12 protein-coding genes are annotated in these 14,106 nt (G+C 63.4%); 5 read left to right on the top strand and 7 right to left on the bottom strand.

Translation table 11 applies throughout. From position 1 onward, the window contains the following. Window positions 1–9: 9 nt before the first annotated feature. Genes ABEA02_RS02175 through ppx form a run of 3 tightly spaced genes read right to left on the bottom strand, consistent with a single transcriptional unit; the run spans window position 10 to window position 3,417 of the window. Entirely contained in the window at window positions 10–789 is a 780-nt protein-coding gene (locus ABEA02_RS02175) for an ABC transporter ATP-binding protein (RefSeq protein WP_345531182.1), read from the bottom strand. Then, window positions 786–1,901: an MlaE family ABC transporter permease gene (locus ABEA02_RS02170; RefSeq protein WP_425584649.1), complete on the bottom strand. Its 1,116-nt coding sequence runs from the start codon at window positions 1,899–1,901 to the stop codon at window positions 786–788. The genes ABEA02_RS02175 and ABEA02_RS02170 overlap by 4 nt, the downstream gene beginning before the upstream one ends. 7 nt (window positions 1,902–1,908) lie before the next feature. Continuing rightward, on the bottom strand, window positions 1,909–3,417 hold the full coding sequence (ppx, locus tag ABEA02_RS02165) for an exopolyphosphatase (RefSeq protein ID WP_345531180.1): 1,509 nt from the start codon (window positions 3,415–3,417) through the stop codon (window positions 1,909–1,911). A gap of 287 nt (window positions 3,418–3,704) precedes the next feature. Here ppx and ppk1 point away from each other — a divergent pair, with 287 nt between their 5' ends. The 3 genes from ppk1 (at window position 3,705) to ABEA02_RS02150 (ending at window position 9,154) form a co-directional block, all read left to right on the top strand. Then, window positions 3,705–5,795: a polyphosphate kinase 1 gene (ppk1, locus tag ABEA02_RS02160; RefSeq protein WP_345531179.1), complete on the top strand. Its 2,091-nt coding sequence runs from the start codon at window positions 3,705–3,707 to the stop codon at window positions 5,793–5,795. Between the two features lie 335 nt (window positions 5,796–6,130). Continuing rightward, complete coding sequence (locus tag ABEA02_RS02155; RefSeq protein WP_345531178.1) at window positions 6,131–7,672, top strand: pectate lyase family protein; 1,542 nt, start codon at window positions 6,131–6,133, stop codon at window positions 7,670–7,672. A 108-nt stretch (window positions 7,673–7,780) separates the two neighbouring features. Next, window positions 7,781–9,154 carry an HD-GYP domain-containing protein gene (locus tag ABEA02_RS02150; RefSeq protein ID WP_345531177.1) on the top strand — a complete coding sequence of 458 codons (1,374 nt, stop codon included), beginning with the start codon at window positions 7,781–7,783 and terminating at the stop codon, window positions 9,152–9,154. 1 nt (window position 9,155) lies between these two features. Here ABEA02_RS02150 and ABEA02_RS02145 read toward each other — a convergent pair whose 3' ends face one another. The 4 genes from ABEA02_RS02145 to ABEA02_RS02130 are packed head-to-tail and all read right to left on the bottom strand — an operon-like array spanning window position 9,156 to window position 11,459. Beyond that, window positions 9,156–9,428, bottom strand: a complete 273-nt coding sequence (locus tag ABEA02_RS02145; protein WP_345531176.1) for a DUF4212 domain-containing protein — start codon at window positions 9,426–9,428, stop codon at window positions 9,156–9,158. Next, window positions 9,425–10,312, bottom strand: coding sequence for an alpha/beta hydrolase (locus ABEA02_RS02140; protein ID WP_345531175.1), 888 nt, complete (start codon window positions 10,310–10,312; stop codon window positions 9,425–9,427). The genes ABEA02_RS02145 and ABEA02_RS02140 overlap by 4 nt, the downstream gene beginning before the upstream one ends. Before the next feature lie 9 nt (window positions 10,313–10,321). Then, entirely contained in the window at window positions 10,322–10,942 is a 621-nt protein-coding gene (gene coq7, locus ABEA02_RS02135; RefSeq protein ID WP_345531582.1) for a 2-polyprenyl-3-methyl-6-methoxy-1,4-benzoquinone monooxygenase, read from the bottom strand. Then, window positions 10,935–11,459: an RNA pyrophosphohydrolase gene (locus ABEA02_RS02130; protein ID WP_345531174.1), complete on the bottom strand. Its 525-nt coding sequence runs from the start codon at window positions 11,457–11,459 to the stop codon at window positions 10,935–10,937. Before ABEA02_RS02130 ends, coq7 begins: the two co-directional genes overlap by 8 nt. Window positions 11,460–11,629: 170 nt before the next feature. Between ABEA02_RS02130 and ABEA02_RS02125 the strand changes: the two genes are divergently transcribed. Then, on the top strand, window positions 11,630–13,336 hold the full coding sequence (locus ABEA02_RS02125; RefSeq protein WP_345531581.1) for a proline--tRNA ligase: 1,707 nt from the start codon (window positions 11,630–11,632) through the stop codon (window positions 13,334–13,336). Further along, entirely contained in the window at window positions 13,336–13,959 is a 624-nt protein-coding gene (locus ABEA02_RS02120) for a lytic transglycosylase domain-containing protein (RefSeq protein WP_345531173.1), read from the top strand. Before ABEA02_RS02125 ends, ABEA02_RS02120 begins: the two co-directional genes overlap by 1 nt. The last annotated feature ends 147 nt before the right edge of the window (window positions 13,960–14,106 follow it).

Below are 14,106 nucleotides of genomic sequence, written 5' to 3'. Positions count from 1 at the left end.
GCGTCTTGATCAACGAGCCCACGGTGTCATCGGCTCGTCGCGCCGATGGTAGGCATGGAAGAAATTGTCGATGAAGGGGTGTGTCAGACACATGATTTCTTCAACAGTTTCGCAAGCCAGTATACGGTGATCGGCCAGCACCGCAACCCGGCTGGACAGCGCCAGCAAGGTATCCACGTCATGCGTGACGAATACTACGGTCAGGCCCAGCGAATCATGGAGGTTGCGGACAAGTTTGACGAAGCCGGCGGCGCGCTCAGGATCCAGCCCCGCCGTGGGCTCGTCGAGCAGCAGCAATTCCGGCTCCAGCGCCAGCGCACGGGCCAGCGCCACGCGCTTGACCATGCCGCCCGACAGCTGCGAGGGCATCAGCCAGGCTTGCTGGGGGTCCAGCTCGACCAGCGCCAGACGACTCATCACCAGGGTGTGAATCTCGTCGGCATGCAGACCACCGACCTCCCGCAACGGGAAGGCCACGTTGTCGAACACGTTGAGGGCAGAAAACAGCGCACCGTGCTGGAAGAGCATGCCGAAGCGCTGGCGGCGCAAACGCCGCTCGTTGTAAGTGCCCGCAGCAAAAGGCTGGCCAAACAGGCGAACCTCGCCGCGATCCGGCTTCGACAGACCGGCGATGTGGCGGATCAGGGTTGTCTTCCCCTCACCCGACCCCCCGATGAGCGCCAGCAGTTCACCGGCATGGATGCCCAGACTGATGCCGTCATGCACCACCTGTTTGCCGAAGCGGGTGTGCACATCCACCAGCTCGACAGGCAAGGTAGCCGCCTTCATCGCGCCACCCCGATGGTGCGGGTGAGCACCGCGAATATCGCGTCGAGCAGGATCACGACCGTGATGCTGGCGACCACCGACGTGGTCGTGTGAGACGACAGACTCTCGGTGTTCGGTTTGATACGCATGCCGAAGTGGCAGGCCAGCAACGCAATGGCCAACCCGAAGACTGCTCCCTTGACAAGGCCGATACCGATGTTGGCGATCGGCACGACAGCGGGCAAACGTTCAAAGAAACTCACCAGGTCGATGTTGAGCTGCATCCAGGCGCTGAAGGATCCGCCGATCATCGCCGCCGCTGAAGTCCATGCCACCAGCAACGGCATCCCCAGCGTCAGCCCCAGGACCTTGGGCAAGATCAACCGCTGGTAACGCGACACGCCCATCGCCGCGAGCGCGTCGATCTCTTCGGTCACGCGCATCACGCCGATCTGCGCCGTGATGGCAGAACCGGATCGACCCGCGACAAGGATGGACACCAGCACCGGGCCCAGCTCGCGGATGACGCCGAGGCCAAGGATGTTGATGAGGAAGGTTTCGGCACCGAAGTTCTGCAGCTGCAGCGCAGAAAGGTAGGACAACACGATGCCGATCAGAAAGCCCAGCAGGGCCGCAATGGGCAAGGCGCAGACGACGTCCTTGTAGAACGCCGCACTGGTTTCCCGCAACGGGATTTCACGCGGATGCCAGGGCAAGCGGCATACCTCGTCGACGATGTGGCCGATGAGCTCAACCATGCCGCGCAAGTTGTCGACGATGTTGAGCGCCCCCTTGCCGATACGTGTGAGCAAACGCTCCAAACGCGCAGGCCTTGGCTCTTCAACGATGGGGGCATGGCTGATGCGCTCGAACGAATTGGCCAGCGCCGGCGGCATGATCAGGGTCTCGGGATAGCTGCCGCCCCAGGTGCGCCAAAGCAGCAAAGCGCCGAAGGCATCGAGGCGTGAGACCTGCGACAAGTCCCAGACCGCATTCTGTCGATGCGTACCGAGCTGGTGACGCAGGACCATCAGACGGGGACGTAATGCCGCAAGCGTCCAGTCACCGTGCAGGTGTATGCCGCCATCGACACGTTGCAATCGTGGGCCGGCGGACCTGGAACCGCGCCGCATGCCGCCCTCAGACTCCGCTCTCAGCGGGTTGCCGCTGCATCTTCACGCGCAGGCTACGCCCCAGTCGCGCCCATTGCTGCTCTTCTTCGTGCAGGGCAGCGGCTGTCAGCGGCATGGTGCGCTGCCAGTCGGCCGGTGCATAAACAACATGGCCTCCGCGCTTGTCACGGTCGATGCGGATGCGTCCCTGCACCTGTTCGTCGCGCGCCCGATGTACGACAACCGCCAGACGCAGACACAGGATCAAATCCCAGTCGATGCTCTCCGGGTCGATAGCCTGCACGCGTTCCAGCTTGCCACGGTGCGCCAGGGCGATTCGCGCCAGACGCCCCTGATCCATGCGCGAAAAGCCAGGCATGTCGGCATTGGCGAGGATGTAGGCGGTGTGTTTGTGATAACTCGCGTGGGCAATCGACAAGCCCAGCTCATGCAGCTTGGCGGCCCAATCCAGGAAGCGGCGATCGTGATCATCCGCCTCGGCACACGCGGGGTGCAGATCGGCCAGCAGCTGCAGCGCTGTCTCGGCCACCCGACGCGCCTGCCGCGGGTCGACCTGGTAGCGCGTCATGAAAGCTTCGACCGTTGCATCACGCAAGTCGTGGCGGTGATAGCGACCGAGCAGATCGTAAAGCACGCCCAGCCGCAAGGCACCGTCCGAGAACACCATGTGCTCAAGCTCGAACTCCTTGAACACGGCTGACAGGATGGCGAAGCCGCCGAGGAAGACCGGCAAGCGATCCGACTTCAGGCCTTCCAGCCCCATACGTTCAATGTGCCCGGCCTTGAGCATGTGGGTGCGCAAACGGTCCAAGCCCTCACGCGTGATGCCCGAACTCGAAAATCCGTTGAGTTCCAGCACATCGCACACGGCCTTGGCCGAGCCGCTGGACCCCACCGCCTGATCCCAACCCGTGCGGTTGTAAGCGCCAGTAATCGCCTGCAACTCCTGCCGCGCTGCCAACTCGGCTTCGCGCAAGGCGCTGCGCTCGATCAGGCCATCGGGGAAGTAGCGCAGGCTGTAGCTCACGCAACCCATGTAGAGCGATTCGAGCTGCAACGGCTCGAAGTTGCGACCAATGATGAACTCTGTCGACCCGCCACCGATATCGACGACCAGCTGCTGCAGGCCCGGGTCAGGCAATGTATGCGCTACCCCCACGTAGATCAGCCGAGCCTCTTCACGTCCAGCGATCACTTCGATGGGGAAGCCCAGCGCCTCCTCGGCCCGGACGAGGAATTCGGGCGCGTTCTTGGCCACACGCAGGGTATTGGTGGCTACCGCGCGCACGGCGTCGGGCGAGACGCCTCGCAGGCGCTGACTGAAGCGCCGCAAGGCCTCCAGACCGCGCTGCTGGGCAGCCTCGTCGAGGATCTTGTCGCTGCTCAGGCCGGCGGCCAGTCGAACCGAAGCCTTGAGGTTATCCAGCGGATAGATCTGGTCGTTGACAACCCGCCCGACGATGAGGCGGAAACTGTTGGAACCCAGATCGACGGCGCAGACTAGTTCGTAAGGCATGGACAGGGCTCGGCTTCAGGGGGAACGGCGGAATTCAATCGTCAGAGACAGGCAACAAATCGGCCCCGATTGTAACTTGCCCGTGGCAGGCGGCCTAACGTAGCCTCAAGGCTTGTGCGCGATTGCTGCAGGCGCGGGGAACGACAGGCCGATTGGCATGCCGGATCGCCCGACTGCCGGACGCCCTCACGGCTCCGTAACAATCCTGACATTTTTCTGTCACATACTGACGCATTGCGCCAGACGCATTACTCCTTCCATTCCGCCCAAGCGGCCAGACACCTGACATGAATCACCCCACGCCGCACCGCCTAGCCCCTGCAGAGAGCCTGATCAACCGCGAGTTGGCCCTGCTGGCCTTCCAGCGCCGCGTGCTGGCGCAGGCCGATGACGACAGCGTGCCGCTGCTGGAGCGTCTGAAATTCCTCTGCATCGTATCGAGCAATCTCGATGAGTTCTTCGAGATCCGCGTGGCTGGCCTCAAGGAGCAGATGCGCAGCAACACCTTGCTACCCGGCGGCATCCGCCCGCAGGCGCTTTACGACGAGGTCTGCCAGGAGGTGCACGGCATCGTCGCCGAGCAATACGCCCTGCTCAACGACATCATCCTGCCAACCCTGGCCAGCGAAGGCATCGTCTTCCTGCGCCGCCCGCTGTGGAACGAGGCCCAACGCGCCTGGATCCGCCAGTACTTTGAAGACGAAGTGATGCCCGTACTGACCCCGGTGGGGCTGGACCCGGCGCACCCCTTCCCGCGCGTGCTCAACAAGAGCCTCAACTTCGCCATCGAGCTTGAGGGGCGCGACGCCTTCGGCCGAAACTGCACCGCCGCCATCGTGCAGGCGCCTCGCTCCCTGCCGCGCGTCATCCGCCTGCCCAAGGAGCTGACCGGCGTCGACTACGGCTTCGTGTTCCTCTCATCGGTGCTGCACGCCCACGTCAGCGAGTTGTTCACCGGCATGAGCGTGCTGGGCTGCTACCAGTTCCGCGTCACGCGCAACAGCGACCTGTTCGTCGATGAAGAAGAAGTGAAAGACTTGCGCAAGACCCTGCAAGGCGAATTGCAGCAGCGCAATTACGGTGACGCCGTTCGCCTGGAGGTCGCCGACAACACCTCCCCGCAGATCACCGACTTCCTGCTGCAGCAGTTCGGGCTGGAGCGCGAAGAGCTCTACCGCGTGCCCGGCATCGTCAACCTGGTACGCCTGATGCAGGTACCGGACTGGGTGGACCGCCCCGATCTCAAGTACCCGCCCTTCACCGCATCCCTCCCCAAGGGCCTGGAAAAGCGTGTCAACCTGTTCGACGCCATCCGCAAGCAGGACATCCTGCTGCACCACCCGTTCCAGAGCTTCAACCCCGTCATCGACCTGCTCAAGCTGGCCGCGGATGATCCGCAGGTACTCGCCATCCGCATGACGGTGTACCGCACCGGCAACGACTCCGTACTCATGGAGCAGCTGCTGCGTGCCGCGCGCAAGGGCAAGGAAGTGAATGTCGTTGTCGAGCTGATGGCACGCTTCGACGAAGAAGCCAATATCAACTGGGCGGCCAAGCTCGAAGATGCCGGCGCTCACGTCGTGTACGGTGTGTTCGGCTACAAGACGCACGCCAAGATGCTGCTGATCCTGCGACGCGAAGAGAACGAAGATGGCACCAGCCAGCTGCGCCGCTACGTGCACCTCGGCACCGGCAACTACCACCCGCGGACAGCCCGGTTCTATACCGACTTCGGCCTGATGACGACCAATCCCGAAATCGGCGACGACGTGCACGAAGTCTTCAAGCAGCTCACCGGTCTGGGCCACGCCCAGAGCCACATGCATTTGCTGCAGGCTCCATTCCTGCTGCAGCCGGGCATCGTCGCCGCCATCGACGCCGAGGCCACCAACGCCCGCGCCGGCCGCAAGGGCAGGATCATTGCCAAGATGAACGCACTCATGGAAGCCGGCACCATCCAGGCCTTGTACGAAGCCTCACAGGCCGGCGTCGAGATCGACCTCATCGTGCGCGGCCCTTGTGCCCTGCGCCCCGGCATCAAGGGCCTGTCAGAGAACATCAAGGTACGCTCCGTCGTTGGCCGCTTCCTCGAACATTCCCGCATCTTTCATTTCCACGCCGATGGTGAAGAGAAGCTCTACCTCTCCAGTGCCGACTGGATGGACCGCAACTTCTTCCGTCGCATCGAGATCGCCTTCCCCGTGCTCGACCCGAAGATCAAGCGTCGCGTGATGCGCGAAGGCCTGCAGTGCTACCTCAGCGACAACTCACAAGCCTGGGAGCTGGATGGCGAGAGCGGCAGTTACTTCAAACGCAGCACCCGCGGCGCGCGCCGTTCCGCCCAGGAATGGCTGATGAAGGAAATCGGCGGAGCCTGAGGCCCTTCCGGGAAAAACCCTCTCGCTTGAAAGACCCACACCCGACACGCAGCCGCTGTAGCCGGTTAAATCCGGCCCTGCCAATCCGGCCCGCGCCGCCTCTGTAGGTGCGACTTCAGTCGCACAAACCCGCTTCGCAAACCTCCGCCAGCGGGCCAGCGCCCGGTGACCGGTTGCTGCCCGGCCTTGGGCCGCACAAGCACAAGACCGCAGCGCACCGCAGTGTGACTTTTGTCACGGATTTGTTCTATCCTGCGCGCTGCGCTTGCGTCTCCGGCAGCTGCACACCGACGACCCGGCGTAACAAAAACACAACCAGCAACCAGGAGACAATCATGCGTATCACCCGCTTCGCGCTGGGTACGCTCCTGCTCGCATCGAGCATGGCAGCCCACTCGGCAAACCGCCCCGCCGGTTACGTCACCCTCTGCACGGAAGGCAAGACCTGCTCGGTCAGCAGCTCGACCAGCGTTGCTTACGGCCGCGCCGACAAATTCACCTACAAGACCCTGGTCGGCAGCTTCGTCTGTGGCGAAGTCACCTTTGGCGCCGGTACCAAGGTTGCGGGCGGCACCAACGAGTGCTCGGTCCCCAGCGGCACCAGCACCTCGAGCTCGGCTCCCTCCTCCAGCTCCTCCAGCTCGTCGTCGATCAGCAGCAAGTCCTCGTCCTCTTCCTCATCGAGCAGCGTCGTGAGCTCCAGCAGCTCTTCCGCCACATCCTCCGTTTCTCCCCCGACCGGCGACAGCGTCATGGGCTGGGCCACACGTGCCAGCGGCGGCTTCCCCACCGGCGGCGCCGGCGGCAACTCCTGCACGGCAACCAGCATGGCCGAGCTGACCTCGTGCATCAGCACGGCGTCGAGCGGCGCCAACAAGGCAATACCCTGGATCGTGTACGTCAAGGGCTTCATCAACGGCGCCACCAATGCTGACGGCACGGGCTACACGCAGCAACGCATCTCTCGCCCCAACACCTCGCTGATCGGCATCGTCGAAAACGGCGTGGTGCCGACGCTCAACGCCGTGTGGATCAACATCAGCAGCCAGGACAACATCATCGTGCGCAACGTGCGTTTCGTCGCTGGCACCGATCCGGCCTGGGCCTATGAAAGCCTTGGCAGCTGCACCTATGTCGACAAGGACTACTGCGCCTCCAACGCCGAGCCGGATTCGCTGACGCTGCAAGGCGTGACGCGCGCCTGGATCGACCACAACGAATTCACCGATGGCGCGAACTTCAACGGCGTGAATCCGAACAAGGCCTGGTACAAGATGTACGACGGCCTGCTCGACATCAAGAAGGGCTCGGACTACATCACCGTGTCGTACAACAAGTTCAGCAACCACGACAAGACCATGCTGATCGGCTCCAGCGACGTGGCCGACGGTGAGTACCGCCTCACTTTCTACCGTAACTGGTTCCAGTACACCGGTCAGCGCACGCCGCGAGTCCGCAACGCCAACGCCCACATCCTCAACAATCTGTACGAAGGCGTTAAGCGCACGACCGAAGATCGCCCGTACCACATGACCTACGCCATCGGCCTCGGCTTCAACGGCAAGGCTTACTCGGAACGCAACGCGTTCGACATCTCCGGCGCCGTCGCAACCGACATCCTGTCCGCCAACTTCGATGCCTGGAGCCAGTACTTCACCGACGTGAGTTCCTGGCTCAACGGTACGGCGGTCGACTTCAACGCCGCCGCAGCGACGGTCGTGAATGCCAAGAACGCCGTCAAGAACTCCGGCAAGCCCTTCCTGGGCCCTGTCAGCTGGAGTCCGTCGGCCAACTACAGCTACACGCCGCTGACCTCGGCTGACGCGGTGCGCTCCGCCGTCAAAGCAGGTGCCGGAGTTGGCAAGATCACACCGTAATCGCCAACGACGCTTCCTCATAACGCCCGCCGGTCACAAGCCTGCGGGCGTTTTTCGTTGCGATTCGAGCCGCTTCAGGCCCAGTGGTCAGCCGCCGTAAATTGCTGAATGCACCGCATCGAGCAGATTCCCGTCAGCAGCGGCACCGCGGGCCTCCAGCTGTCCCAGCTGATGGCCGCGCTGAGTCACGCACTCGACATGACCGAGGGGCAACCCGCCGGGCACTGCGTGCGCTGCTGCTGGATCGGCATGCACATTGGCCGCGAAATCGGGCTGCCCGAGGACGAGCTGTGGGAGCTCTACTACGTGCTGCTGCTCAAAGACCTTGGCTGCAGCAGCAACGCCGCCCGTATCTGCGAGCTCTACCTCACCGATGATCTGGACTTCAAACGCGACTTCAAGACCGTTGGCGACAGCCTGCCCAGCGTGCTTGGCTTCGTCCTGCGCCATACGGGTCTCAAGGCCGGGCTCGCCGAACGCTTCCGAACCCTTCTCAACATCTTCCAGAACGGCGGCGAGATCGCTCGCGAACTGATCGAGACGCGCTGCCAGCGTGGTGCCGACATTGCGCGCCAGCTGCGCTTCCCCGAAGCAGTTGCCCAAGGCGTGCAAAACCTCGATGAGCACTGGAACGGCCATGGCAAGCCTGTTGGCCGGCAAGGTAACGCCATCCCCATCTATTCACGCATCGCGCTGCTCGCCCAGATCATCGACGTCTTCCACACCAGCGGCGGCCCGCTACCCGTGCTTGACGAAGTGCGGCGCCGCTCGGGTACCTGGTTCGATCCCAAGCTCGTCGACGCTTTCCTGCAGGTCAGCCAGCGTGCCGAGTTCTGGCAGCTGCTGGTCTCCAGTCACATCACTCAAGCAGTCTTCGCGCTGGAACCCGCACGCGAAACCCTGGCACTCGACGACGACTACCTCGATGACATCGCGGCTGCTTTCGGTCAGGTCGTCGATGCCAAGAGCCCCTACACCAGCGGCCACAGCGCGCGCGTCGCGCTCTATACCGACATGATCGCCGAGAGCATGGGACTCAGCGCTGAACGACGCCGCTGGCTCAAACGCGGCGCCCTGCTGCACGACGTCGGCAAGCTCGGCGTCAGCAATACCGTGCTCGACAAGCCCGGCAAACTCGACAGTGAGGAATGGGCTGCCGTGCAGCGCCACGCGGCCTACACCGAAGCCATCCTTTCGCGCATCGAAGCCTTCGCCGAACTGGCCCGCATCGCCGGCGCCCATCACGAAAAGCTCGACGGCACAGGCTATCCGCGCGGGCTCAAGGGGGAGCAGATCAGTCTGGAAACACGCATCATCACGACAGCCGACATTTTCGACGCCATCACGGCCGAACGCCCCTATCGCGGCGCCACGCCCATTCCGCGCACGCTGGAAATCATGTCAGAGCACCTGCACACCGCCATCGACCCTGGCTGCTTCGCAGCACTCAAACAGGCCCTGGCGCACCTCGACATGCACTGATCTATTTGCTCGCCGCCTCGTCGGGTTGCTGCTGCCCGTGTTGTTGCTGGCGCAGTCGCCGATCAAAGCGATTCATGTACCAGGCGTAGAGCCCGACAATCACCAGATAGAGCACCAGCACGCCCTGTGCGGCGAAATAGAAACCCAGCGGAAAGCCCAGGAAACTGTGCCGGTTGAAGACCGGTGCAAAGATCGCGACCACAAGGGTCGCAGTGGCCCAAAGCCCCAGCAGCAGGACCGTGATGACGCGGTTCCGCTGCCAGTACGCGCTCACGTCAGCGCCGCTTTCAGCCAGCCGCCATGGCGCAGCCAGCGTTCGAATAATCCGGTCCATTCGCGCACCGGTCCGACCGCGAGACGGATACCGAAACCATGCCCTCCGTTGCGGAAGACATGCAGCTCAGCCGGCACGCCGACGCGTCGCAGGGCAAGGTAGAAATTGACCCCGTTCTCAGGCGGCACGGCCGCATCGTCGTCGGGCAAAAATATGAAGCTCTGCGGCCCATCGGCGCGCGCTCTCAGCTCGGCCGAGGCCAAATCCACCGCAGCGGCTCCTGGCTCGGGACCCAGCAGGCGCTCACGCGAACCGGCATGGGCAATCGCGCTCTGCATGGAAATCACCGGGTAACCCAGCGCCAGGAAATCCGGGCGCGCTGACAGCGCATCTGCCGCATCGCGTGGCAGATAGACCGCCTCGTCGAAGCGCGTTGCCAGCGACGCCGCCACATGTCCGCCAGCCGAGAAACCCATGGCGCCCACGCGCGCCGCATCAAGCCCGTTCGCCGCAGCGTATTGCCGCATGAGCCGCAGCCCACGTTGCGCGTCCTGCAGCGGCACCAGCTCGGGCTTCGCATGACCTTCGGCGGGCAGGCGGTAGACCAGAATGCCGACCGTCACGCCCAGCGAATTCAGCCAGCGCGCGACTTCAACGCCCTCCTTGTCCCACACCACCCGCTGGTAACCGCCCCCGGGCGCCAGCAGCACGCTGCAGCCATCCGGACATTCGGGCTTGAAGAGCACGATGCGCGGACGGTCGATGTTCGACAGTGCGCGATCCTGGAAGACTGCCGTATCGGGGCTGCGCTCCTCGCAGACCTCGACCAGCGAGACCGCTTCACTGCCGGGAGCGCCTTGCGGCCAGAGTGCAATGTCGGACATGGGGAGCGATCAGATGCGGTGGGCGACGGTCGTCATGACTTTCGACGCGAGGCGCATTGCACCCTTGACCGGCGCCGGCAGCTCGGCCGCGCCGAGACGCACAGCCGTCTCGGCGTGGCTGATTTCGTCCTGCTTCATCTGGTCGAGGATGGCTCGCGTCCGAGCGTCGTCGGCCGGCACGCGTTCGAGATGACTGGCCAGGTGGGCCTCCACCTGACGCTCTGTCTCGGCCAGAAAGCCCAGATTCCACTTGTCACCCGCCAGCCCGGCCACCACGCCTATGCCCAGCGCCCCGGCGTACCACAACGGGTTGAGCAGACTGGTACGACCGCCCAGCTCGCTGATGCGCTGCGCGGTCCAGGCCAGGTGTTCGGTTTCTTCATCTGCCGCATGCTCCAGCGAGGTCCGCAAGGAGGGATCGCGTGAGGTCAGCGCCTGTCCCTGGTACAGCGCCTGGGCGCAGATCTCACCGACGTGATTGACGCGCATCAGCGCGGCGACTTCGCGGCGTTGTCCATCGTCCATCGCGCAGTCCGGCAAGCTGTCGCCAGGCACTGGCCGCACGGATTGGGCCGGCGCCGCCAGCGTGCGCAGCATCTTGTCGAACGCAACGATGGCGTCGTCAGGCAGCACTGCTGGTCTCCGCGTAGCTGGCTGGACGACTCTCGAGATTACCGTGGAAGAGGATGCGCGCCAGTTCATTGAGCGCGTCGCGATAGACCCCGCGCTTGAACTCGATGACACCCTCCAGCGGCACCCAGTATTCCGCCCAGCGCCATGCATCGAATTCAGGATGACCGCTTGCACGCAGGCTGACGTCGCAATCGCGACCCCGCATGCGCAGCAGGAACCAGATCTGCTTCTGCCCGCGATAGGTACTACGCCATTCGCGTTTGATCCAGTTCTTCGGTACGTCGTAACGCAGCCAGTCGCGCGTCCTGCCCAGCACCTGCACGTGCTCGGGGCTCAATCCGGTCTCTTCATACAGCTCACGGAACATGGCCTGCTCCGGCGATTCGCCGTGCTTGATGCCACCTTGCGGAAACTGCCAGGAATGTTCGCGGATGCGTTTGCCCCAGAAAACCTCGTTGCGTGCGTTGACAATGACGATGCCGACATTGGGCCGATAACCGTCCCGGTCAAGCATGATGAACACCTTGAAACATTGACTGCCGACGATTGTTCCACAGATCGCATGGCAAGAGAACGCTGATGTTGCACCGATGTGACGCTCTGTCACCGGCATCGGTGCGGCGCGGCTGGCTCGCGGGCCTGCGCTACAATTACGGGTTCAAATCCACCACGCAACGACCTGTCATGCGCGCCAGCAAGTACTTCATCTCGTCCCTCAAGGAAGCCCCCTCCGACGCAGAAATCGTCAGCCACAAACTGATGATGCGCGCCGGCCTCATCAAGAAGCTTTCCGCCGGCATCTACAACTACATGCCGATGGGCCTGCGCGTGATTCGCAAGATCGAAAACATCATCCGCGAAGAGATGAACCGTGCCGGCGCCATCGAACTATCCATGCCCGTCGTGCAGCCCGCCGAGCTGTGGCAGGAAACCGGTCGCTTCGACAAGATGGGTGACGAACTGCTGCGCCTGAAGGACCGCCACCAGCGCGACTTCGTGCTGCAGCCCACGTCCGAAGAAGTCATCACCGACATCGTGCGTCAGGAAATCCGCAGCTACCGCCAGCTGCCGAAGAACCTCTACCAGATCCAGACCAAGTTCCGCGACGAGCGCCGTCCCCGCTTCGGCGTGATGCGCGGGCGCGAGTTCACGATGAAGGACGCCTACTCCTTCCACACGAACTTTGACGACCTCAAGCGCGAATACCAGAACATGTTCGACGCCTACTCGCGCATCTTTACGCGCCTGGGCCTCGAATTCCGTGCCGTCGCCGCCGACACGGGCGCCATTGGCGGCACCGGCTCGCATGAATTCCACGTAATTGCCGAGACCGGTGAAGACGCCATCGCCTACAACCCCGACTCAGCCTACGCCGCCAATGTCGAGCTCGCCGAAGCCGTCGCGCCCGCGACGACGCGCCCCACCGCATCGGCAGCGCTGACCAAAGTCCATACACCGGGCGCCAAAACCATCGAACAGCTCGCCGCCTTCCTCAAGATTGACGCCAGCCAGACCATCAAGTCGGTGATCGTCGATGGCGACGCCGGCGTCCCCGTGCTGCTGCTGCTGCGCGGCGACCATGAGCTGAACGAAGTGAAGGCTGGCAAGCTCGCTGGCGTGTTCTCGCCGCTGCGCTTTGCCTCGCCGGCCACCATCCGTGACGCCTTCGGTGCCGAACCCGGCTCGATCGGACCGATCGACTTCCAGGGCAAGGTCTACATCGACCGCTCGGCCGCCGTGCTCGCCGACGCCGTCATCGGCGCCAACGAAAACGACTACCACTACACCGGCGCCAATATTGGCCGCGACTTCCCGGAGCCCGAAGTGGCCGACATCCGCAACGTCGTGGCCGGCGATCCTTCGCCCGACGGCCAGGGCACGCTGGCGATCTGCCGCGGTATTGAAGTCGGCCACATCTTCCAGCTGCGCACCAAGTACTCCGAAGCCATGAATTGCAAGTTCATCGCAGAAGATGGCAAGGAGCAGATCATGGAGATGGGCTGTTACGGCGTCGGCGTCACCCGCATCATGGGCGCCGCTATAGAACAGAACTTCGACGACAAGGGCATCATCTGGCCCGTCAGCATCGCCCCCTTTGAAGTGGTGATCTGCCCCATGGGCTGGAGCCGTTCGGAAGAAGTTCGCAAGCAATGCGAGCAGCTCTACAACGCACTGCAAGCCGCTGGTATCGACGTCGTTCTTGACGACCGCGACGAACGCCCGGGTGCGATGTTCGCCGACTGGGAGCTGATTGGCGTGCCGCATCGCGTCGTCATTGGCGACCGCGGCCTCAAGGAAGGCGTCATGGAATACCAGGGTCGTCGCGATGCCGAAGCCACCAAGGTGGCGGTTGGCGAGATTGAAGCCTTCGTCAAAGGCCTGTTCGCCTGATGCAGCGCCGCCTGATCCTCTGCCTTGCACTCCTGACAGCCAGTCCGCTGACGTGGGCGGGCAAGCAGGCAGAGGAGCAGTTGTCGGCCAGTGTGCAGGCGTCGCTGCAGCGATCCATCGCGGACAAGGCGTCGCCAGAGCCCATTTTCGCCTCTGCAGAAGAGAAGGCGCTGTGGCTCAATGAAATGTCTTCACGGCTGGCCAGACGCCTGCCTGACGCACGTGAGCGCACCGACCTGCTGAAGACCGTGTACTACGAAGCGCAGCGCGCCGGGCTGGACCCGCAGCTGGTGCTGGGGCTCATCGAAGTAGAGAGCGGGTTCAAGAAGTACGCCGTGTCCTCGGCCGGTGCGCGCGGCTTCATGCAGGTCATGCCGTTCTGGGTGCGCCAGATCGGCACAGAGGACCAGAACCTCTTCCACCTGCGCACGAACCTGCGCTATGGCTGCACCATCCTTCGTCACTACCTTGACATCGAGAAGGGCGACCTCTTCCGCGCCCTGGGTCGCTACAACGGCAGCCTGGGCCGTGCCGAGTACCCGAACATGGTGCGCGGCGCGTGGGAGAAGAAGTGGTCCTACAACCGCCCTGCCAGCGCCATCAGCTCGACTGCCCAGCGCTAACACCCATTGCCCCCGGGAATAAGCAGCGCCCGGCCAATGTTCACCCTGCGTCATCCCGACGTACAAGCCCTCATCGAAGCCAGCGCGATCCCGCGAAAAGCGGACCGCCAAGGGGATGGATCGCAAAGGCGCCGCAAGGAGAAAACC

It is taken from the genome of Viridibacterium curvum (genome assembly GCF_039544165.1).
GTDB lineage: Bacteria > Pseudomonadota > Gammaproteobacteria > Burkholderiales > Rhodocyclaceae > Viridibacterium > Viridibacterium curvum.
This window is presented reverse-complemented; position numbering and strand designations above follow the sequence as displayed.

What these genes read in the sequence shown, in the direction of transcription:
- ABEA02_RS02175 (WP_345531182.1), bottom strand. Translation starts at nt 789, where the DNA reads ATGAAGGCGGCTACCTTGCCTGTCGAGCTGGTGGATGTGCACACCCGC.
- ABEA02_RS02170 (WP_425584649.1), bottom strand. Translation starts at nt 1,901, where the DNA reads ATGCGGCGCGGTTCCAGGTCCGCCGGCCCACGATTGCAACGTGTCGAT.
- ppx (WP_345531180.1), bottom strand. Translation starts at nt 3,417, where the DNA reads ATGCCTTACGAACTAGTCTGCGCCGTCGATCTGGGTTCCAACAGTTTC.
- ppk1 (WP_345531179.1), top strand. Translation starts at nt 3,705, where the DNA reads ATGAATCACCCCACGCCGCACCGCCTAGCCCCTGCAGAGAGCCTGATC.
- ABEA02_RS02155 (WP_345531178.1), top strand. Translation starts at nt 6,131, where the DNA reads ATGCGTATCACCCGCTTCGCGCTGGGTACGCTCCTGCTCGCATCGAGC.
- ABEA02_RS02150 (WP_345531177.1), top strand. Translation starts at nt 7,781, where the DNA reads ATGCACCGCATCGAGCAGATTCCCGTCAGCAGCGGCACCGCGGGCCTC.
- ABEA02_RS02140 (WP_345531175.1), bottom strand. Translation starts at nt 10,312, where the DNA reads ATGTCCGACATTGCACTCTGGCCGCAAGGCGCTCCCGGCAGTGAAGCG.
- ABEA02_RS02130 (WP_345531174.1), bottom strand. Translation starts at nt 11,459, where the DNA reads ATGCTTGACCGGGACGGTTATCGGCCCAATGTCGGCATCGTCATTGTC.
- ABEA02_RS02125 (WP_345531581.1), top strand. Translation starts at nt 11,630, where the DNA reads ATGCGCGCCAGCAAGTACTTCATCTCGTCCCTCAAGGAAGCCCCCTCC.
- ABEA02_RS02120 (WP_345531173.1), top strand. Translation starts at nt 13,336, where the DNA reads ATGCAGCGCCGCCTGATCCTCTGCCTTGCACTCCTGACAGCCAGTCCG.